This is a genomic window from Williamsia maris (assembly GCF_024171815.1).
Taxonomy (GTDB): domain Bacteria; phylum Actinomycetota; class Actinomycetes; order Mycobacteriales; family Mycobacteriaceae; genus Williamsia_A; species Williamsia_A maris.
The window spans coordinates 1,198,582-1,217,692 of sequence record NZ_JAMTCJ010000002.1 but is presented as its reverse complement, the minus strand read 5'-3'; the positions used below and the strand labels follow the sequence as shown (position 1 = coordinate 1,217,692).

Genomic DNA, 19,111 nt, shown 5'->3' with positions numbered 1-19,111 from the left:
ATCTGCTCGTTCCAGGCCCGAACTCGGGTACCGGACGTTCAGCGCCGAGGATAGGGCGCGGTCGGCGTCCTCAGCCAATCGCTGTGACGCGGCTCACCGGGTCTCAGTCCTCGCGGCGTCGGCGGCGACCGCCGCCGGTCCCCGATCGCAGCTGGTCGATCAGTTCGGACGCCGATCGGCCCGACTGGTGTGCGCCGGGCTCGGGATCGGGGGCGCGATGACGGTCGTTGCGGCTCGGCGCCGGGGCGGGCGTCGGCTCGACCGGCGGCTCGGGGACCGGGTCCGGGGTGGGTTCGGGCTGCGCCGTGGCCGCGCCGCGACCGTGCCGACCGCCGCCCTGGCTCGCATGCGACGTCGCCGACGGTGCCGGGGGCTCGGTCACGACGTCGGCCACGATGGGCTCGGAAGCGATCGGTTCGGCCGCGATCGGTTCGGCCGCGATCGGTTCGGCCGCGATCGGTTCGGCTGGGACCGGCTCAGGAACGACCTCGGCGGGCGCCACCGCCCATTCGTCGGTCGGGGTCTCGTCGACGAACTTCGGGACGTCGGCGGGAGCGGGGTCGGACGCGGCGGCCCCGTGGCGGGACGACGGTGTCGGACTCGGCGCGCCACGTAGGCCGTCGTCGTCGGACGTCGGCCCCTGCTCGTCGTCGGTGACCACCGGGATGACCTCGGTCAGGGTGTTGGGCTCGGCGATCGGCACCTGGTCGGCGCCGACGTCGGGCGCGGTACTGGCGAAGTCGCGTTCGGCCACGGCACCGTCGTCGTAGGCGGTGTCGTGGAAGGCAGGGTCGTGGAAGGCAGGGTCGTCGAAGGCGGGGTCGGACGAGGAGTACGACCCCGCGGACGAGTACGACGACTCGCCGGACCCCGACCGTGCGCGGTCGAGTTCCCGGCGACGCTCGGACCGCAGGGCGACCCGCTGCTCGGGCAGGTCACCGCCGACGAGGAGTTCCAGGCTCGCGCGCAGCGCCTCGATCTGGGCCTTGAGTTCGCCGAGTTCCTCGTTCGTCTCCGCGTGCACCTCGCGGCGGACCTGCGTCTCGACCCCGAGTTCGTACTGGCGGCGGGCGGTGATCTCCCGCTCGAGCTGCAGTTCGTAGACCAGTCGCAGGTCGCGCGCCTTGGACTCGGCGGAGTCGGCCTGCCTGCGGAACTTGGTCACCAGGATCGCGCCGATGACCGCGGCCCACAGTGCCGAGATCACCGCCAGACTCGCTGCGATGCTGCGTGAGTTGCTGAACATCATGGCGATGCTGGCGCCGATCGCGAGCGCGAGCAGCAGACCGAGCAACCATTGGGCGGGCCCCCGACGAACGCGGCGGGAATCAGCCGAGCGGCCGGTGGTCGTCATGTCGGTCAACATACCTGCGTTTGTCGGTGCGGCGTGCGAGCCGGTTCGGAGAGTCACGCATTCTCCCCACCTGCGGCGTTCCTGTCGCGGTGCAGCTAGGCGGCCGATTCGTCGGTGGGATCGTCGGGTGTGCGACAGCAGAACTCGAGCACCAGCGCTGCGACTCCGAGGAGTACCCCGCCCACCAACCCGACGACCGCGGCGGGCGTGTCGTGGTCGGCCGCCGCCGAGTCGGTCTGCGCGAGAAGATAGATCAGCAGACCGATCCACACCCCGGTGGCGATGGCGGCGAGGATCGCCGACGCCTTGGCCAAGGCGAGGACCCGCGCGGCGGTGAGCGGGTGCAGTTGGTCGCGGTTGGCACCGACCTCCGAACGCGACACCCGCAACCGCACGACGATCGCGATGACCACCTCGAGCGCCGCCAGCACGTAGAGCACGATCCCGGCGAGCAGCGGCAGCGGCGGCAACTGTCCGTAACTGACGCGCACCAGCAGCCAGACGACGACGGCGGTGAACGCCGCGATCCCCAGCAGGTCACGGATCCGGGTCGGGCCCAGCCCGCCCTCGTCCGGGTCGTGGTCACGTGGTGTGCGGCGCCGGGCCATCATCGAGGGCTCGCTTTCGTGTTCTGCTGAGGTCCATCCCCCGGCGGTCGGTCCCCCTGCGCTGCATCCCACCGCGGGATGTCCTGTCGTCGCACCCCGGCGCGGTCGGACTCGTCGAGGGCGACGACGAGGTCGGCGACCGGCCGGGATCCCTCCGGGGTCCACAACTGTGCGTCCGGATCGGCGTCGAGCCACGGGATGAGCACGAAGGCCCGCTCGCGCGCTCGGGGATGCGGCAGGGTCAGGACGGGATCGTCACTGACCTCGACGCGGCCGTCGACACTCACCGAGACCACGTCCACATCCAGAGTTCTTGGGCCCCAGCGCTGTTGCCGGGTGCGGGCGGCGGCAGCCTCGAGTCCGAATCCCTCGTTCAGCCAGTCCATCGGCCCGCACGAGTCGTCGTCGACGACGAGGACGGCGTTGTCGAAGTCGTCCTGCGCCACCGGCCCCCACGGCGGGGTCGCGTACACCGCGGACGCCGCGACGAGTCGATCGGCGAAATGCTCACGCACCGACCACAACAGGTCGAGGCGATCGCCCATGTTGGACCCGATGGACAGGACGGCTCTACTCATCGCCGACGACTCATCGCCGTGAGCGTCGCGTCACCACGGCGACGTCGGAGAAGGTCAACGGGATGGGGGCGGACGGCTTGTGCAGCGTCACCTCGCAGGCGGCGACGCGCTCGTCGGTCATGATGCCGTCGGCGATCTCGGCGCACACGGTCTCGATGAGGTCGCGCGCCGGCCCGGCGACGATGTCGGCGGCGCGCTGCGCGAGACCGCCGTAGTCGACGGTGTCGGCGAGGTCGTCCGAGGCCGCGGCCCGTCGCAGATCCAGCCACAGGATCAGGTCGACGATGAAGTCCTGTCCGTCGCGGCGCTCGTGGTCGAAGACACCGTGGTTGCCTCGAACCGTCAAGCCGCGCAGTTCGATTCGATCAGCCATCGCAGGTCCCGTCTCTCCGTGGCGCGGTCGCGCCCGCGGTGGGGGTGCGCTCAGCCATCGACACTCCCCCGCCGTCCTCCATCGTTCCACGCCGTGGCGACGGCGATCGCGTCGCGACTCGACGTCACGTCGTGCACGCGTACACCCCAGGCCCCGTTGACGGCGGCCAGCGCACTGATCGCCGCGGTGGCGACCTCACGCCCGGCCGGGGGTCGCGGTTGCGTACCGCCGGAGAGCAGGGTGCCGAGGAATCGTTTGCGCGACGCCCCGACGAGGATCGGGAAGCCGAGACCCACCAGCGTCGGCAGCGCGTTGAGCAGCGCCCAGTTGTGTTCGGCCGCTTTGGCGAAGCCCAGGCCGGGGTCGAGGATCACCGCCGCCGGGTCGACGCCGGCGCGGACCGCCGCGTCGACCTGCGCGAGCAGCTCGCCGCTCACCTCGGCGACGACGTCGCGGTAGCCGCCGACATCGTCGACGCGGTGGGCGAAGTGGGTCGCACTGTCGGCCGGGTTCGACGCGGGCCGCCAGTGCATCAGGATCCAGGGCACACCCGCGTCGGCGACCACCGAGGCCATCGCGGGATCCGCGCGGCCGCCGGAGACGTCGTTGACGACGACGGCGCCGGCCTCGATCGCCGCCTGCGCCACCGAGGCGTGCATGGTGTCCACCGACACCGACACGCCCTCGGCCGAGAGCGCCGCGATGACCGGGACGACGCGTCGGGCCTCGAGATCGGGATCCACGCGGGTCGAACCGGGACGGGTGGATTCGCCACCGACGTCGATGAGATCGGCGCCGTCGGCGGCGAGCCGACGGCCGTGGGCGATGGCCGCGTCGGTGTCGAGGTAGCGGCCACCGTCGGAGAACGAGTCGGCCGTCACGTTGAGCACACCGAGGACGCGGGTCCGACCGGAGCTCACCACGCTGACGGCTGCGTTCACGCCGTCAACCGTATGCGCGATGGACACCGGAACCCGCAGCAGGGCGCTCGGGGCTACCGGGAGATGAGGTCGAGCGCCTCACCGCGGCTGACGGCACTGGTCTTGAAGATGCCGCGGACCGCCGACGTCGTGGTCGACGCACCGGGCTTGCGGATGCCGCGCATGGCCATGCACAGGTGCTCGGCCTCGATGACGACGATGACGCCGCGCGGATCGAGCTTGCGCACGAGGGCGTCGGCGATCTGTGTGGTCAGCCGCTCCTGGACCTGCGGACGCTTGGCGTACAGGTCGACGACGCGCGCCAGCTTCGACAGGCCCGTCACCTGCCCGGACGCACCGGGGATGTATCCGACGTGGGCGACGCCGTGGAACGACACCAGGTGGTGCTCGCAGGTCGAGTACATGGGGATGTCCTTGACCAGAACCAGCTCGTCGTGCCCGACGTCGAACGTCGTGGCCAGCACGTCGTCCGGTTCGGTGTGCAGGCCACCGAACATCTCCTGGTAGGCGCGGGCCACCCGCGCGGGCGTCTCCTTGAGACCGTCGCGGTCGGGATCTTCTCCGATCGCCACGAGCAGCTCGCGGACCGCCGCCTCCGCTCGCCCCTGGTCGAAGGGCGCGATGGCGCCCCGATTCTCGGTTCTGGTCATCAGGAGCTCGCTCTTCTGTGAGTGCCCGGAGGTGGAGGTGGATCGTCGCGGTGCGTGACCGGGACGAGGTCGGGTGTGGGGTCGGTCAGCGGGGCGGCTGACCCGACCCGTTCCCGTCACGCGGGGGCCACCCCGGCGCCGACCAGCCGTCGGGGGCGCCGTAGTCGGGACGGGTCCCGCCGTTGGGTCCCGCCGGACGGTTCGCACCGGGGGCGTCGGGGTTCTGATCGTGCGGGACAGACGGCGGCGTGGGCTGGTGACCCGGATTGCCGTAGCCCGGGCCCTGGTAGCCGGGAGCCGATCCGCCCTGCGGGTAGCCGGGATATCCCTGTCCCTGGCCGGGCTGGTTGTGGCCGTTCGGGCCGTAACCGTTCTGGTTGTCGGGACCGTAACCGTTCTGGCCGTAGCCGTTCTGGCCGTAGCCGTTCGACCCCGGGCCGTAACCGTTCTGGCCGTACCCGTTCGACCCCTGGCCGTTCTGGCCGTAGCCGTTGGGCTGTCCCTGGCCGTTCTGGCCGTAGCCGTTGGGCTGGCCGTAGCCGTTGGGCTGACCGCCGTTGTAGCCGCCGGGTCCGTACGGGTTCGGCTGCGACGACCCGGCACCGACGGTCTCCTTCACCAGGCGCGGGGCCGGCTCTGGGGGCCACGGCTCGCCGCGCTCGATGGCCAGCTCACCCGGGGTCTTCACCGGGGGCTTGTCGCTGGGCGTGCGGTCGCCGAACTCGTCGAAGGTGGTGATGCGCGGACGCTTCTCCACGCCCGAGAAGATGACCTCGAGATCCTTGCGGGTCAGCGTCTCGCGCTCGAGAAGCTGGGTCGCGAGGTCGTCGAGGGTGTCGCGGTACTCGTTGAGGATCGCCCACGCCTCGGTGTGCGCGGCCTCGATGAGGCGACGGACCTCGTCGTCGATCTCGGCTGCGACCTCGGTGGAGTACGACGCCTGCGCGCCCATCGAACGGCCCAGGAACGGGTCGCCCTGCTCCTGGCCGTAGTGGACGGCACCGAGCTTGGCGCTCATGCCGTACTCGGTGACCATCGCGCGGGCGATCTTGGTCGCCTGGTCGATGTCGGAGGACGCACCCGTGGTCGGCTCGTGGAACACGAGCTCCTCGGCGGCACGGCCACCCATCGCCATCACCAGACGAGCGATCATCTCCGACCGCGTCATCAGGTCCTTGTCCTGCTCCGGCACGGCGAGGGCGTGACCGCCGGTGCGACCGCGCGCGAGGATGGTGACCTTGTAGATCGGGTCGAGATCGGGCATCGCCCACGCGGCGAGGGTGTGTCCACCCTCGTGGTAGGCCACGATCTTCTTCTCCTGCTCGCTGATGATGCGGCTCTTGCGGCGCGGTCCGCCCACGACACGGTCGACCGACTCCTCGAGCAGTTCGGCGGTGATCGTCGTGCGGTTCTCGCGTGCGGCCAGCAGCGCCGACTCGTTGATGACGTTGGCCAGGTCGGCACCGGACATGCCCGGGGTGCGCTTGGCCAGACCGTCGAGGTCGGCGTCGGCGTCGATCGGCTTGCCCGCCGCGTGCACCTTGAGGATCGCCTTGCGTCCGGCGATGTCGGGGTTGCCCACCGGGATCTGCCGGTCGAAGCGACCGGGACGCAGCAGCGCCGGGTCGAGGATGTCGGGACGGTTGGTCGCGGCGATCAGGATCACGCCGGAACGCTCACCGAAGCCGTCCATCTCCACCAGCAGCTGGTTGAGGGTCTGCTCGCGCTCGTCGTGCCCGCCGCCGAGGCCGGCACCACGCTGGCGTCCGACCGCGTCGATCTCGTCGACGAAGATGATGCAGGGGCTGTTGGCCTTGGCCTGCTCGAACAGGTCACGCACTCGTGACGCACCGACACCGACGAACATCTCGACGAAGTCCGAACCGGAGATCGTGAAGAACGGCACGCCCGCCTCACCGGCGACGGCTCGCGCGAGCAGCGTCTTACCGGTGCCGGGAGGGCCGTAGAGCAGGACACCGCGCGGGATCTTGGCGCCGAGCGCCTGGTAGCGCGCGGGGTTCTGCAGGAAGTCCTTGATCTCGTAGAGCTCCTCGACCGCCTCGTCGGCACCGGCGACGTCGGAGAACGTGGTCTTGGGGTGGTCCTTGGTGAGCTGCTTGGCCTTCGACTTGCCGAAGCCCATGATCCCGCCCTTGCCACCACCCTGCATGCGGCTCATCACGAAGAAGAAGAGTCCGAACAGCAGGATCATCGGCAGGATGAAGATCAGCATCTGCCACAGGACGGACTCCTGCGTGACGTTGGTCTGATACTTCGCGCCCGACTTGGTGACGCTGTCGAAGACGAACTCACTCGACCGCGCCGGGTACTTCGCGGTGATCTTGTTCGTGCCGTCGACCTCGTCCTTCAACGTGATGCGGATCGCCTGTTCGCGATCGTCGATCTGCACCTCGGAAGCGTTGCGGGTGTTCAGCTGGGTCAGCGCGACCGAGGTGTCGACACTCTTGTACTCGCGGTCACCGCCACGCAGAACCGTGAAACCCCAGATCGCGAGCACGATCACGGCGACAATGGCCAAATTGCGGAAAACAGTCTTTCGATTCATTGCACGTCCCAGCCGGCGCCGGCGCGTCCCTTCGAAGTCGGTACACCTGACATAACAGGCTACCTGTCAACGTCGGCGCGCGGCGTCGCGTTCCCGAGCTGCACCTGTGCAGGTCGGGGCGGGTGTCGGCGGCCCGTATCAACGATCGCTTACCGTGATCGTCATGGCACGCACAATCGCGAAGAACAACACCGTCGACCGCGACGGGCTGCTCGAGTTCATCCGGCCGCGTCACCAGCTCATTCTGGTGACCACGCGATCGGACGGCAGCCCGCAGCTGTCCCCGGTCACCGGGGGCGTCGACGCCGACGGCCGCATCGTGATCTCGACCTACCCCGGTCGCGCCAAGACCCGCAACGCGCAGGCCCGACCGGTGGTGTCGGTGCTGGTGCTCTCGGATGCGTTCAACGACGCGTGGGTGCAGGTCGACGGCACCGCGGAGGTGCTGCACCAGCCCGAGGCGCTCGACGCGCTCGTCGACTATTTCCGGTCGATCTCCGGCGAGCACCCCGACTGGGACGAGTACCGCGAGGCGATGGCGACACAGGACAAGTCGCTGATCCGCGTCACGCCCACGCGATGGGGTCCGGTGGCCACCGGCGGTTTCCCGGCCGACGTCGCCGCGAAACTCGACGCCTGAGGCCTCCCGCCTGCGCGGTGAGACGAGCCGTCCGGTGAGCGATCGCAGGCTCTCTCGCCAGGACATCCTCGGCGGCGGGTCCTCTCCCGAACCCGTCCTGCGCATCGGGATCGCGGTGCAGACCATCGCGTTCGGTCTGATCGGGATCCTGTCGACGTTCAGCGACGCGGGGCCGCAGGGAACCGTGCGCACGATGATCGTCTACGTGGTGTGTGCGACCACCGTCCCCGCAGCTGTCGTGATCAGCCGGGCCAGGTTCATCGACGAATGGTGGACGCGCACCTCACGGGTGAACAACGGCTTCATCGTCTACGCCGAGGTCGGCGTCACCGCGGTGCTGCTGACCTTCGCCGATGCGTCCGTCGCGATCGTCGGGGCCGGACTCCTGGCTCTTGTCGGCGCCTGCGCCGCGCACTTCTCGAACCCGCTCGTGCTGCGGTTCCACGTCCTGTGGAGCACCGCGACCGTCCTCGGGCTGGCGACCCACGCACTGATCGACGGGGTCGAGGATCCGGCCGCGCTCGTCCTGCAGGCGGTGGTGGTCATCCTGGTTATGAACGGAGCGGTGTTCCTGCTCTCGGCGTTCTCCGCGGCCATCCTCGCCTCGAGCCGACTGCATCTGTCCGACGCGGTCACCGACCCACTCACCGGCCTGCTGAACCGCCGCGGCATCGAGTCGCACGCCGCCGGCGGGTTCGGTGTCGGGCACACGACGCCGTTCCTCGTGCTCATCGACATCGACGACTTCAAACAGGTCAACGACACCCACGGGCACGCGGCGGGCGACGACGTGTTGCGCCTGGTCGCTGTCCGGCTGACCGTGGCCGCCGGCCCGGGCGCGGTGGTCTCGCGGTTCGGCGGCGAGGAGTTCGTCGTTCTCGCCGACGAGGCGTCGCCGGATCTGTTCGGCTACGCCGAGCGACTGCGGACGAGTCTGACCAACGAGCGCGACGCCGTCGTGGTCACCGCGAGTGCCGGCGCGTGCGCCCCGCGCCCCGACCGGTCGGATCCGTCGGCTGCGTTCGCCGGGGCACTGGCCGCGGCCGACGCCGCCATGTACCGCGCGAAGTCATCGGGGCGCAACCGCACCGAACTGGCCTGAGCGGCAACGCCGCTCACGTGTGGCAGACGGTCTCGACGTCGGCCGATCGGACACCGAGATGATCGATCATGCCGCGATGATGAGACCCGGATCGGACATCGTCACCGGAAAATCGTCAGGGAGAATCGTCCCACCGGTCGGTGGAGATCAGTTCCGACAGCGGACGCTCCTGCGCCCAGCCCGTCTCGACCAGCATCGGCTGGGTGTAGAACTCGGGCACCGGTCCCAGACACAGCACGGCCACCGGTTCGGCACCGGCGGGCATCCCGAGGAGGTCGGCGAGCGCGACGGGGTCGAACAGCGACACCCAGCCCATCCCGTAGCCCTCCGCGCGGGCGGCCAACCACAGGTTCTGGATCGCGCACGACACCGACGCCAGGTCCATCTGCGGCATCGTGCGACGGCCGAAGACGTGTCGGTCGCGATCGTCGCCGAGCGCGACGACGAGCAGCTCGGCGCACTCCAGGATGCCCTCGACCTTCAGGGTCATGAACTCGTCGGCACGTTCGCCGAGTGCCTCGGCGGTCGCGCGACGTTCGGCGTCGACGAGGTCGTGGATCCCGCCGCGCACCGCCGGATCGACGATGCGCAGGAACCGCCACGGCTGCATCAGACCGACGCTCGGCGCGTGGTGCGCGGCGCCGAGGAGCCGGGCCAGGACGTCGTCGGGGACCCGACCGCCTGCGAAGTGCCGCATGTCGCGACGCTGCGCGATCGCCCGGTAGACCGCGTCACGGTCGGCGGGCGGGAAGGCCGCGGTGCTCACGCCTGCGTGGCGAAACCCGGGGCCACCCGCGGCCACGGGTGGGCGCTCTCGAGTTGGGCCGCGACACCGAGGAGCACGGCCTCGCTGCCCGGGCGTCCCACGAGGTGCACGGCCATCGGGGTGCCGGAGGTCGGGTGCACCCCGAACGGCACCGACATCGCCGGCCACCCGAGGACGTTGAACAACCCGGCGAACGGCGCGTACGAGACGTTGGCCAGCATGTTCGCCGCCCAGCCCCTCTCACTCCACCGCGCGGCGCGGATCGGCGGACGGGCGAGTGTCGGCGTCATGATCAACTCGGCGCCCACCGACTCGAGGTAGCGCTCGACCGACGCGATCAGCGCCGTCTTCTGGGAGTCACGGACGAGTCCGCGCCGGTTGACCTGGCGTCCGATCGCGACGTGTCGTCGGCTGCGCTTCTGCAGCAGCGAGATGTCGCCGCCCTGGGCGGCGATGTCGTCGACGTCGGCAGCCGCTCCGCCGACCCACCGCAACAGCAACGGCGCCGGGTTCTTCGGATACGGCAGCGGATGGGTGGTCACCTGGTGACCGATCCGGGTCAGCACCTGCCCGGCCTGCGACAATGCCGCGGCCCAGTGCGTGTCGGTGGAGCCGACCGCGAGCGGGAAGTTGTCGGCCAGTGCGATGCGCACCGGCGTCTGGTCGGTGCCGGCACCGGCCGCGGCGAGCGACATGTCGTCGGCCATGACGCCGAGCATCAGGGCGGCGTCGGCGACGGTGGTGGCCAGCGGGCCGTTCTCGGCCATGCCGTACCAACCGTTGCCGCCGGGCTGTGGGGGCACGACGCCGGGGCCCGGTTTGATCCCGAACAGACCGCAGTCCGCCGCGGGGATGCGGATGGAACCGAGTCCGTCGTTGCCGTGGGCGACCAGGACCTGCCCGCTCGCGACCGCGGCGGCCGAGCCACCCGAGGATCCCCCGGGGGTCAGGTCGCGGTTCCACGGGTTGCGGGTGACGGTGTCCGGGGAGTCGGTCGCGCCGAACAGGCAGAGCTCGGGGACCGCGGTGATGCCGACGACGATCGCACCCGCCGCGCGGAGTCGCGCGACGAGGACGTGGTCGGTGGGCTGCGGGGTGTCCGGGGTGGCCCGCGAACCGATCCGCATGGGCTCGCCGCGCACGGCGACGTTGTCCTTGATCGCGACCGGGACACCGGCCAACGGCAGGGTGGCGAGGTCGGTGCGGTTCGCGAGTTCGGCGGCCTCGGCGCGGGCGTGGCGCGCACGGACGGTGACGAACGCCCCGATACCGCGATCGCGTTCGATGATGCGATCGATGGCGTCGTCGACCGTCTGCTGCGGGGTGATGCGTCCCGCCGCGACGTCGGCGGCGAGCTCGATCGCGGTGCTCATCCCGTGTACACCTGCGGGTTCAAACGGCCGATATAGGGCAGGTCGCGATATCGCTCGGCGTAATCGAGTCCGTATCCGACGACGAATTCGTTGGGGATGTCGAATCCGATGTCGGCCACCTCGACCTGGGTGCGCACGGCGTCGGGTTTACGCAGCAATGTGCACACGGCGATGGATCTCGGTTGGCGGGAGCTGAGGTTCTTCATCAACCACGACAGGGTCAACCCGGAATCGATGATGTCCTCGACGATCAGCACGTCGCGGCCCGCGATGTCGCGGTCGAGATCCTTCAGGATCCGGACGACGCCGGACGATGAGGTCGCCGAGCCGTACGAGCTGACCGCCATGAACTCGAGCTGGGTGGGAATCGGCAGCGCACGCGCGAAATCGGTCATGAACATGACCGCGCCCTTGAGTACGCCGATGAGGATCAGGTCCTCGTCGATGCCCGCATACCGCGCACCGACAGTCTGGGCCAGATCGTGTGTGCGCTGCTTGATCTGCGCTTCGGTGACGACGACCGCCTCGATGTCGTCGCCATAGGGATGCGCTGGGAGTAGATCACCGTTCTCGGTCACCCGTGAATGCCTTTCGCGAATGGACAAGCCTCGCGCCCGCCGGTGTGTTAGCAGCTTGCCATGCGATGCCGCGTCCGCGAAGGGCGGGCGTTGGGCCGAGCGCACCGCCGCCGCTCGATGGGGGGTCGACGATGTGTGCAGCCGGCCCCTTTCCGGGCAGCACCCATCGCGACCTGCAGATGACGAATACATCACAAAACAATCACAAGAATTTGTAGAGATCACCATCGGCACCAGATTTCATAACGCTAATATCACTTTGCCCCTAACTACCCGGACGAATGCACGAGACGGTTAATCACAGCAACGACAGGGGAGTCGTTGCCGATCGACTGAGACAATTGTCGATCGATCAGATGACCGTCGCGGGGGGTGCGCTGATTCCGGATAGCTCTACGAAGTGAATGGAATACCCGAATGAACCTACGCAAAGCATTCGTCTCTGCGGTGGCCACGATCGCCTGCACCGCAGGAATCGTCGCGGCCGCAGGCGAGGCCTCGGCCGCGCCGGCCACCCCCACCAAGCCCTCTGCCGCCGCTCAGGCGCCCGGACGCGTTCAGGTCGACCAGCCGTTGACCCGCGCCGAGCGTGACCAGCAGGCACTCAACCAGCTCGGCTCGTCGGTCAGCACGGCCGTCTCCATCGGCGCGCTCGCCGGCACCGGGGTCGGCGCAGTGGCCGGTTGCATCATCGGTGGCATCATCATCCCCGCGGTCGGTTGCATCCCCGGTGTCATCACCGGCGCAGGGTTCGGCGGCATCGTCGGCACCATCGGCGCAGGCGGCCCGACACTGGCCGGCGCCGTCGACCAGTACATCAAGACGATCAACTCCCCGTTCACCCCTCCGAAGTCGATCACCATCCCGTTGACTCCGGCCCGGTAACGACCACAGGACCACACGAACGGCGCCGACCCTGCTGGGTCGGCGCCGTTTGTCGTTGTCGGGGTGTCGGTGCCGACTCAGCCGCGCGGGTCGGACACCACCGCGAGGTGGTCGCCGTCACGAACCACCACCGACCGATGACGGTCATCGCCCCCGATGGCGACTCGGGCGCGCGAGCCCGGCGTGACCGCCAGTTCGTCGAGGGCGAGGATCAGGCGTTCGGTCGGTTCGGTGGCGCCGTTCCCGATCACCCACTGCCGCACCACCCGTCGCCGGATCGCCGGCGGCGCGGCGGCGAGCGCATCCACGGCGAGCCGATCGCCGCGGACCGCCGACGCACGGGCCTGCGCCGCGAGGTCGTCGAGGACGTCGGAGTCGGCGCGCAGCTGCGTCGCGGTCCGGGCCAGCGCCGACGCGACCCCGCCCTGCAGGATGTCCTCGAGCAGCGGCAACACCTCGGTGCGCAGTCGGGAGCGGGTGAACCGCGGGTCACTGTTGTGCGGGTCGACGTACGGCGCGACGCCGAGTTCGGCGCACGCGGCCAACGTCGTCGACCGCCGCAGGTCGAGCAGGGGTCGTCCCCACGGACGGGCCCACGCCACCATGCCGGCGATCGATCGCGGGCCCGAGCCGCGGGCGAGGCCGAGCAGCACGGTCTCCGCCTGGTCGTCGAGGGTGTGGGCGAGCAGGACCGGCCGACCGGCGCGCACCGAGTCCAGGGCGGCGTAGCGCGCCCGACGCGCGGCCCCCTCCGGTCCCCCGCCGGTCCCGACCTCGACGCGCACCACGGTCGTGGACGCACCGAACGCGTCGGCGTGAGCGGCCGCGATCCGGGCCACCTCATCCGAGCCCGGTTGCAGACCGTGGTCGACGACGACCGCGGTCACCGACAGCCCGGCGCGGACGGCGCCCGCGGTCAGGGCGAGGGAGTCGGCCCCACCGGAGAGACCGACGCACACCTCCGGACCGCCGAGGTGGTCATCGGCGAATACTCGCACCGCACGGGCGATCTCGGCGGTTCGATCGCCGACACGTCCCGGGTCGGCCATGTCTACAGGACGCGGTCGATCCATCGACGCGGCTCGTCGATCTCCTCGGGGCGCGGCATGGTGTCGGGCCCGGACCAGATGGCGTTGAACCGGGTCATGCCCACGGTCGCGACCACCTCGTCGGTGAACGCCTTGCCCCGGATGTACTGCGCTAGTTTGGCGTCCATCCCGATCAACGACCGGATGATGCGCTGCACCGGGTTCTGCGGACGGGTGCGCCGGGCGTCGAACGCCGCCCGGATCGTCTCGACGGTCGGGACCTGCTCGGGTCCGACCGCATCCATCACGTGATCGGCGTGACCCTCGAGCAGGGTGCCGAGCATCATCAGTCGCGAAAACGCCTCGTACTGCTCGGGCGTCTGCAGCAGCTGCATGGCGCCCATGACGCCCTTCTCACGGGGCTTGCCCGACCGCAGCGCCGACGAGATCCGGTTCACGAGTTCGGCTCCCGACTCCCCGGTGTCCTCGCTGAGCTGCGCGATGTTGTCGAGCATGTAGCCGCGCAGCCACGGGTTGGCGGAGAACTGGACGCGGTGGGTGACCTCGTGCAGGCACACCCACAGCCGGAAGTCCGACGGCACCACCTTCAACGAGCGCTCGACCGCGATGATGTTGGGCGTCACCAGCATCAGCACCCCGTCGGCGCCGGTGTGCGGGTCCGGGGTGAACGGGTCGTACTGGCCGAGGATCGCGCCGGACATGAACGCGAGCAGACCGCCCGCCTGCACGCCGCTGATCCGGCCCGCGATGCCGGGCTTGGTCGTCGGGTCGCCGCCGCCGAGCATGGCCGACATCGACTGCGCCGCAGCGCCGATCCACTCGCCGCGGTCGAGGACGGTGGCCGCGGGGACGGGCAGTCCGTCGGCCAGACCGGTCACGGCGCGCACCGGGGCCTCGGCCGCGGCGGCCGAGGCCGCCAGCTCGGCCCGCGCGGCGTCGAGGGTGTACGTCGTGGTGATGGGGCCCGGGCGGGCGACGCGGCGGCCCACCGAGGCCGCGAGGGACCAGTCGATCCGGGCGCCCGGAGGTGTCGGGTCGTCGGTGCTCATCGGCATCCGCAGCCGCGCAGCGCGGTCACCAGCGCGTCGAGCGCCGGGCGGGCGGCGTTCGGGTCGGTGCCGTTCGACATCATCGCGAACGTGAGCACGCGGTTCTCCTTCGTCTGCACGATCCCGGCGAGAGTGTTGACGCCGGTGAGCGTTCCGGTCTTGGCTCGGATCCAGCCGGCCCCCGACACCCCGCCGGAGCCCGTGGTGGCGAACCGGTCGGCCAGGGTGCCCGTCGCACCGGAGATGGGCAGCATCTCCAACAGCGGCCGTAGCTTGGCGTCACCCGCGCCCGCGGCGGCCCGCAGGATGCCGTCGAGTGTCGACGCCGGGATGCGGTCGTCGACCGAGAGTCCGTTGGTGTCCTTCAGTGCGACGCCGTTCATGCTCGCGCCGGCCGAGGCCAGCACCGAGGTGACCGCGGCGACGCCGCCGTCGAGGCTGGACTGTCCGCCGGTCGCCTGCGCGACCTCGATGGCCATCGTCTCGGCCAGCACGTCGTCGCTGTCGCCGAGCATGTCGCGCAGGCGCGTCTCGAGCGGCGCCGATCGCACCGAGGCGAGGACGCGCGCGTTGGGGGTGGCGGTGGCGGTGGTGACCGTGTCGGCAGGCACCCCGAGATCGACGGCGAGTGCGGTCGCCGCGGCCATCGCCGGGGTCGGGGTGCGCGGCGAGTACAGCTCGGAGGGGTTGATGCGGCCGGAGTCGGTCATCACCGACTGGATCGGGGCGATGCTGCCGCCTGCGATGTCGGCGACCTCCCAGCTCGGCGCGAGCGAGGGCCCGCTGTAGAGCGAGGTGTCCACGGCCACCGAGGTGATGGGGGTACCGCTGCGTTTGATCTGGTCGGCGAGGTCGGAGATGCGCGCGGCGTCAGTGAAGAAGGTATCGGTGCCCGACGGCTGCGACGACAGCGTGGGGTCGCCGGCTCCGACGAGCACGACCTGACCGTTCTGGCCGGCGACCACGTTCGTGGTGATCCGCTTGTCCAGCGGCAGCGTCAGCAGGGCCGCGGCACCGGTGAGGACCTTGGTGGTCGACGCCGGGACCATGGCGCGGTCGGGGGAACGCGACCAGAGGGTCTGACCGGTGATCGCGTCGGAGATCTCGCCGGTCAGCTCACCGAGCGCCGGGTTGCGTGCCGCCGCGGCGATCTGCGCGGTGATCCCGGCCGCCGTGGGCTCGGGTGCGTTCGCGGCGACCGCGCGGACTGCGGGATCGGCTGAGACCAGCGGGGGCCGGACCGGCGCGTTCGACGCGGACGAGGAACCGCTGGTGTCGACGGCCAGGGCCACCACGACGAGCACGGCGGCGACCACCACGATCGCCAACACGGGGACAACGGTCCACCACACGCTCACGCGCCTGACCCGTCGTGCGTTCACGCGGCTCCCCCTCGAACTTCACTCGTGTCTCGTATCGCACCGCCCGCGGTCGGCGCACCGTCAACCAACAGTATCGTTGACTCGTTTCGAGAACCTGGTGGCCGAGCGATCGGCCGCTTCCCCACCAGCTAGGAGGACGCAGTCGTGGAGTTCGACGTCACCATCGAGATCCCTAAGGGCCAGCGCAACAAGTACGAGGTCGATCACGAGACCGGCAAGGTCTATCTGGATCGCTACCTCTACACCGCGTTCGGCTACCCCGCCGACTACGGATTCATCGACAACACCCTCGGTGAGGACGGCGACCCGCTGGACGCGATGGTGCTGCTGCCCGAGTCGGTGTTCCCCGGCGTCATCGTCCGCGGACGCATCGTCGGCATGTTCCGGATGACCGACGAGGCCGGCGGCGACGACAAGCTGCTGTGCGTGCCCGCGAAGGACGTCCGCTGGGACCACATCCAGGACATCGGCGACGTCTCGAAGTTCGAACTCGACGCGATCGCCCACTTCTTCGAGCACTACAAGGACCTCGAGCCCGGCAAGGACGTCACCGCAGGCGGCTGGACCGGGAAGGCCGAGGCCGAGAAGGTCGCCGAGGAGGCCATCGCGCGCCTCAAGGAGCACCCCGAAGAGGTCTCCCAGCCCGCTCGCGGCTGACACCTCCCCCGCACACGACTCGACCCCGACAGCGGCTGCTGTCGGGGTCGAGTCGTTCGTGGGTGCGGAGGTCAGGCCTCGTGTCGGCCCGGGTTCTCCTCGGAGCCGCCCAGGGGCGGCACGTTGTCGGCGCCGGGTGCGCGACCCACCTCGTGGCGGCCCGGTCCACCGGTGTCCACCTCGTGTCGGCCGTGGTCGGGAGCCGGGGTGGCCTCGGCGATCGAGTCGGCCACGGACACGTCCCCCGCCACCACGCTGCCGCCGGAGTTCGTGTCGTTCAGAGCCTTCTCGTCGGCGAGGTCCTGCGCCGCGGCCTGCGATCCGGAGCTGCCACGCAACGGCACCTCTTTCCAGGTGAACACCGCGACCAGCGCGATGATCGACATGATCGAGACCGACAGGAACACCAGGTCCATCGAGTCGGCGAACCCGACCTTCAGGGGCTCGGCGACCGCGGACGGCAACTTGGGGATGAAGGAGGTGTCGTTGAGCACCGAGCTCGATGCCCCCGGGTTGCCCGAGGCGAGTCCCTGCCCGAACTGGGCTACCGTGGCGTCGCCGCTGCGAGCGGCCTCGGCCACACCCTGTTTGAATTCCGCTGTAGGCGCAGCTTTCTCGATCTGGTCGGCGATGTTCGGACCCATGGCCGAGAACAGGACCGAGAAGAACACGGCCACACCCAACGTGCCACCGATCTGGCGGAAGAACGTCGCCGACGACGTCGAGATGCCCATGTCCTTCGCGGGCAACACATTCTGCATCGCCAGCGTCAGCGGCTGCATCAGGTTACCGAGGCCGAAGCCGAGGAAGAACGCCATCACCATGACCAGCCACAGTGGCGTCCCGACGCTCACGTAGTGCATCAGGAACGTCACCACCGTGATCAGCACGACGCCGATCATCGGGAAGATCTTGTAGCGACCGGTGCGGGAGATCGTCTGACCGGAGAGGATGGAAGCGCTCATCAGGCCGACCACCATCGGCAGCAACTGCAGACCGGCGACCGTGGGGCTCGACCCGCGGATCACCTGGAAGTACTGCGGCAGAATCGAGATGGCGCCGAACATGACCGCACCGATGACCACCGAGATGACGATGCCCTGGCTGAAGATGCGGTTCTTGAACACCCGCAGTGGGATGATCGCGGCCTCGCCCATGGCCTTCTCCACCGAGATGAACGCGGCGATGCCGAGTACGCCGACGATGTAGCAGACGATGGTCTTGTAGTCGCCCCAGCCCCACTCGCGGCCCTGCTCCGCGGCAATCAGCAGCGGCACCACGCCCAGCGCGAGAGCCAGTGCGCCCCACCAGTCCAACCGACGTCGTTCGCCCTTGATCTGGTTGTAGTCGAGAACCTTGAACACCACGACGAGCGCGATGAGACCGATCGGCACGTTGACGAGGAACACCCAGCGCCAGCCGGTGATGAACAGGATGCTGCTCTGGCCGGCGAACAGGCCGCCGAGCACCGGGCCGAGCACGCTGGAGGTACCGAACACGGCGAGGAAGTAGCCCTGGTACTTCGCACGCTCACGGGGCGGCACGATGTCGCCGATGATGGTGAGCGCCAACGAGAACAAGCCACCCGCGCCGAGACCCTGCAGGGCGCGGTACCCGGCCAGTTCGTACATCGACGTCGCCGTGGAACACAGCAGCGAGCCGATGATGAACAGCGTGATCGCCGTCATGAAGAACGGCTTGCGGCCGTACATGTCGGAGAGCTTGCCGTAGAGCGGCGTGACGATCGTCGAGGTGATGAGGTACGCCGTGGTGACCCACGCCTGCAGCGAATAGCCGTGCAGATCGTCGGCGATCGTGCGGATGGCGGTGGAGACGATCGTCTGGTCGAGTGCGGCCAGGAACATGCCGATCATCAACCCGCCCATGATCGTCAGGATCTGACGATGGGTCAGGCCGCCCGGATCCTTGTCCGACGCGACCGCGGTCGCGGCCCCTCTCGACACTGCTGCGTCGCTGCTCATCGTGTTGCCTCTTCGTGTCGTGGTTGATCTGGTGTGACGGTGTCGTCGACCCGGTTGGCGAGCACCTCGGCGGCGTCGACGAAACGGGCCATCAGAGAAGTGAGGTTGTCGATCTCGTCGTCGGAGAACTCGTCGAGCATCGCCTCGAGCGCGTGCAACCGGTGCTTGCGCACGGCCTCGACCTGACGTTTCCCCGTGTCGGTGAGGACGAGGATCGTCGCGCGGCCGTCGCGGGGATCGGCTTCGCGTCGGACGTAGCCGAGGTCGACGAGGTGGGCGATGTGCCTGCTGACGGTGGAGGGGTCGGCGAAGATCTGCTCGGCCAACTCACCCGAACGCAGGGGTGCGATCGCGAGCCGGAACATACACTGATAGGCCGCGGTCTCGACGATCCCTTCCGGGGTCTTGAGCTTGGTGACGGCGAGCCGCTCTTTGATCCGCCCGTACCGCGAGAGCACCGCGATGAGTTCGTCGACATGCGCGAGACGCGACATTGATTCTCACCTCGAATGAGTTTCCGGTTACAACTACTTGAACCGTGCAAGTATGCCCTCGGCGTCGGGGCGAGTGCAAACACG

At 69.5% G+C, this 19,111-nt stretch carries 19 protein-coding genes; 4 read left to right on the top strand and 15 right to left on the bottom strand.

Going from position 1 to position 19,111, the window contains the following annotated elements; translation table 11 throughout:
- Positions 1-103: 103 nt before the first annotated feature.
- The 7 genes from LX13_RS12450 to ftsH all read right to left on the bottom strand — a co-directional run bounded on the left by LX13_RS12450 (position 104) and on the right by ftsH (position 7,070).
- Positions 104-1,354, bottom strand: coding sequence for a DUF6779 domain-containing protein (locus LX13_RS12450; protein ID WP_253661615.1), 1,251 nt, complete (start codon positions 1,352-1,354; stop codon positions 104-106).
- Positions 1,355-1,449: 95 nt separating this feature from the next.
- On the bottom strand, positions 1,450-1,962 hold the full coding sequence (locus tag LX13_RS12445) for a DUF3180 domain-containing protein (protein ID WP_253661840.1): 513 nt from the start codon (positions 1,960-1,962) through the stop codon (positions 1,450-1,452).
- The gene (gene folK, locus LX13_RS12440) at positions 1,962-2,540 is read right to left on the bottom strand and encodes a 2-amino-4-hydroxy-6-hydroxymethyldihydropteridine diphosphokinase (protein WP_253661614.1); all 579 of its coding nucleotides are present in this window, start codon (positions 2,538-2,540) and stop codon (positions 1,962-1,964) included. Before folK ends, LX13_RS12445 begins: the two co-directional genes overlap by 1 nt.
- A 10-nt stretch (positions 2,541-2,550) precedes the next feature.
- Positions 2,551-2,913, bottom strand: coding sequence for a dihydroneopterin aldolase (gene folB, locus LX13_RS12435; protein ID WP_253661613.1), 363 nt, complete (start codon positions 2,911-2,913; stop codon positions 2,551-2,553).
- Between the two features lie 50 nt (positions 2,914-2,963).
- Positions 2,964-3,854, bottom strand: coding sequence for a dihydropteroate synthase (gene folP / locus LX13_RS12430; protein WP_372499886.1), 891 nt, complete (start codon positions 3,852-3,854; stop codon positions 2,964-2,966).
- Between the two features lie 53 nt (positions 3,855-3,907).
- Complete coding sequence (gene folE / locus LX13_RS12425) at positions 3,908-4,504, bottom strand: GTP cyclohydrolase I FolE (RefSeq protein ID WP_253661612.1); 597 nt, start codon at positions 4,502-4,504, stop codon at positions 3,908-3,910.
- A gap of 85 nt (positions 4,505-4,589) precedes the next feature.
- On the bottom strand, positions 4,590-7,070 hold the full coding sequence (gene ftsH, locus LX13_RS12420) for an ATP-dependent zinc metalloprotease FtsH (protein ID WP_253661611.1): 2,481 nt from the start codon (positions 7,068-7,070) through the stop codon (positions 4,590-4,592).
- A 163-nt stretch (positions 7,071-7,233) separates the two neighbouring features.
- Between ftsH and LX13_RS12415 the strand changes: the two genes are divergently transcribed.
- Positions 7,234-7,710 (top strand): PPOX class F420-dependent oxidoreductase, encoded by a 477-nt coding sequence (locus tag LX13_RS12415; protein ID WP_253661610.1) that lies wholly within the window; start codon positions 7,234-7,236, stop codon positions 7,708-7,710.
- A 34-nt stretch (positions 7,711-7,744) separates the two neighbouring features.
- Positions 7,745-8,812, top strand: a complete 1,068-nt coding sequence (locus LX13_RS23495) for a GGDEF domain-containing protein (protein ID WP_253661609.1) — start codon at positions 7,745-7,747, stop codon at positions 8,810-8,812.
- Between the two features lie 115 nt (positions 8,813-8,927).
- Here LX13_RS23495 and bluB read toward each other — a convergent pair whose 3' ends face one another.
- Genes bluB through hpt form a run of 3 tightly spaced genes read right to left on the bottom strand, consistent with a single transcriptional unit; the run spans position 8,928 to position 11,529 of the window.
- Entirely contained in the window at positions 8,928-9,578 is a 651-nt protein-coding gene (gene bluB, locus LX13_RS12405) for a 5,6-dimethylbenzimidazole synthase (protein ID WP_253661608.1), read from the bottom strand.
- On the bottom strand, positions 9,575-10,951 hold the full coding sequence (locus LX13_RS12400; RefSeq protein WP_253661607.1) for an amidase: 1,377 nt from the start codon (positions 10,949-10,951) through the stop codon (positions 9,575-9,577). Before LX13_RS12400 ends, bluB begins: the two co-directional genes overlap by 4 nt.
- Positions 10,948-11,529: a hypoxanthine phosphoribosyltransferase gene (gene hpt / locus LX13_RS12395; RefSeq protein WP_253661606.1), complete on the bottom strand. Its 582-nt coding sequence runs from the start codon at positions 11,527-11,529 to the stop codon at positions 10,948-10,950. The genes LX13_RS12400 and hpt overlap by 4 nt, the downstream gene beginning before the upstream one ends.
- A 417-nt stretch (positions 11,530-11,946) precedes the next feature.
- Here hpt and LX13_RS12390 point away from each other — a divergent pair, with 417 nt between their 5' ends.
- Positions 11,947-12,414, top strand: a complete 468-nt coding sequence (locus LX13_RS12390) for a hypothetical protein (protein WP_253661605.1) — start codon at positions 11,947-11,949, stop codon at positions 12,412-12,414.
- A 77-nt stretch (positions 12,415-12,491) separates the two neighbouring features.
- Here LX13_RS12390 and tilS read toward each other — a convergent pair whose 3' ends face one another.
- Genes tilS through dacB form a run of 3 tightly spaced genes read right to left on the bottom strand, consistent with a single transcriptional unit; the run spans position 12,492 to position 15,870 of the window.
- The gene (tilS, locus tag LX13_RS12385; protein WP_253661604.1) at positions 12,492-13,463 is read right to left on the bottom strand and encodes a tRNA lysidine(34) synthetase TilS; all 972 of its coding nucleotides are present in this window, start codon (positions 13,461-13,463) and stop codon (positions 12,492-12,494) included.
- Positions 13,464-13,465: 2 nt separating this feature from the next.
- Positions 13,466-14,518, bottom strand: coding sequence for an Rv3626c family coenzyme F420 biosynthesis-associated protein (locus tag LX13_RS12380; RefSeq protein ID WP_372499885.1), 1,053 nt, complete (start codon positions 14,516-14,518; stop codon positions 13,466-13,468).
- A complete protein-coding gene (gene dacB, locus LX13_RS12375) occupies positions 14,509-15,870 on the bottom strand; it encodes a D-alanyl-D-alanine carboxypeptidase/D-alanyl-D-alanine endopeptidase (protein ID WP_253661602.1) in 1,362 nt (453 codons plus the stop codon). Before dacB ends, LX13_RS12380 begins: the two co-directional genes overlap by 10 nt.
- Before the next feature lie 168 nt (positions 15,871-16,038).
- Here dacB and LX13_RS12370 point away from each other — a divergent pair, with 168 nt between their 5' ends.
- Complete coding sequence (locus tag LX13_RS12370) at positions 16,039-16,551, top strand: inorganic diphosphatase (RefSeq protein WP_253661601.1); 513 nt, start codon at positions 16,039-16,041, stop codon at positions 16,549-16,551.
- A gap of 71 nt (positions 16,552-16,622) precedes the next feature.
- On the opposite strand, the gene LX13_RS12365 is transcribed toward LX13_RS12370, so the two are convergent.
- Together LX13_RS12365 and LX13_RS12360 are read right to left on the bottom strand one after the other, a co-directional pair.
- A complete protein-coding gene (locus LX13_RS12365) occupies positions 16,623-18,533 on the bottom strand; it encodes an MDR family MFS transporter (protein ID WP_253661600.1) in 1,911 nt (636 codons plus the stop codon).
- Positions 18,530-19,027: a MarR family winged helix-turn-helix transcriptional regulator gene (locus LX13_RS12360; protein WP_253661599.1), complete on the bottom strand. Its 498-nt coding sequence runs from the start codon at positions 19,025-19,027 to the stop codon at positions 18,530-18,532. Before LX13_RS12360 ends, LX13_RS12365 begins: the two co-directional genes overlap by 4 nt.
- Positions 19,028-19,111 lie beyond the last annotated feature (84 nt).

What these genes read in the sequence shown, in the direction of transcription:
- LX13_RS12390 (WP_253661605.1), top strand. Translation starts at nt 11,947, where the DNA reads ATGAACCTACGCAAAGCATTCGTCTCTGCGGTGGCCACGATCGCCTGC.
- ftsH (WP_253661611.1), bottom strand. Translation starts at nt 7,070, where the DNA reads ATGAATCGAAAGACTGTTTTCCGCAATTTGGCCATTGTCGCCGTGATC.
- folE (WP_253661612.1), bottom strand. Translation starts at nt 4,504, where the DNA reads ATGACCAGAACCGAGAATCGGGGCGCCATCGCGCCCTTCGACCAGGGG.
- LX13_RS12450 (WP_253661615.1), bottom strand. Translation starts at nt 1,354, where the DNA reads ATGACGACCACCGGCCGCTCGGCTGATTCCCGCCGCGTTCGTCGGGGG.
- tilS (WP_253661604.1), bottom strand. Translation starts at nt 13,463, where the DNA reads ATGGCCGACCCGGGACGTGTCGGCGATCGAACCGCCGAGATCGCCCGT.
- LX13_RS12415 (WP_253661610.1), top strand. Translation starts at nt 7,234, where the DNA reads ATGGCACGCACAATCGCGAAGAACAACACCGTCGACCGCGACGGGCTG.
- folB (WP_253661613.1), bottom strand. Translation starts at nt 2,913, where the DNA reads ATGGCTGATCGAATCGAACTGCGCGGCTTGACGGTTCGAGGCAACCAC.
- LX13_RS12400 (WP_253661607.1), bottom strand. Translation starts at nt 10,951, where the DNA reads ATGAGCACCGCGATCGAGCTCGCCGCCGACGTCGCGGCGGGACGCATC.
- LX13_RS12445 (WP_253661840.1), bottom strand. Translation starts at nt 1,962, where the DNA reads ATGGCCCGGCGCCGCACACCACGTGACCACGACCCGGACGAGGGCGGG.
- LX13_RS12380 (WP_372499885.1), bottom strand. Translation starts at nt 14,518, where the DNA reads ATGCCGATGAGCACCGACGACCCGACACCTCCGGGCGCCCGGATCGAC.
- folK (WP_253661614.1), bottom strand. Translation starts at nt 2,540, where the DNA reads ATGAGTAGAGCCGTCCTGTCCATCGGGTCCAACATGGGCGATCGCCTC.
- LX13_RS12360 (WP_253661599.1), bottom strand. Translation starts at nt 19,027, where the DNA reads ATGTCGCGTCTCGCGCATGTCGACGAACTCATCGCGGTGCTCTCGCGG.
- LX13_RS12365 (WP_253661600.1), bottom strand. Translation starts at nt 18,533, where the DNA reads ATGAGCAGCGACGCAGCAGTGTCGAGAGGGGCCGCGACCGCGGTCGCG.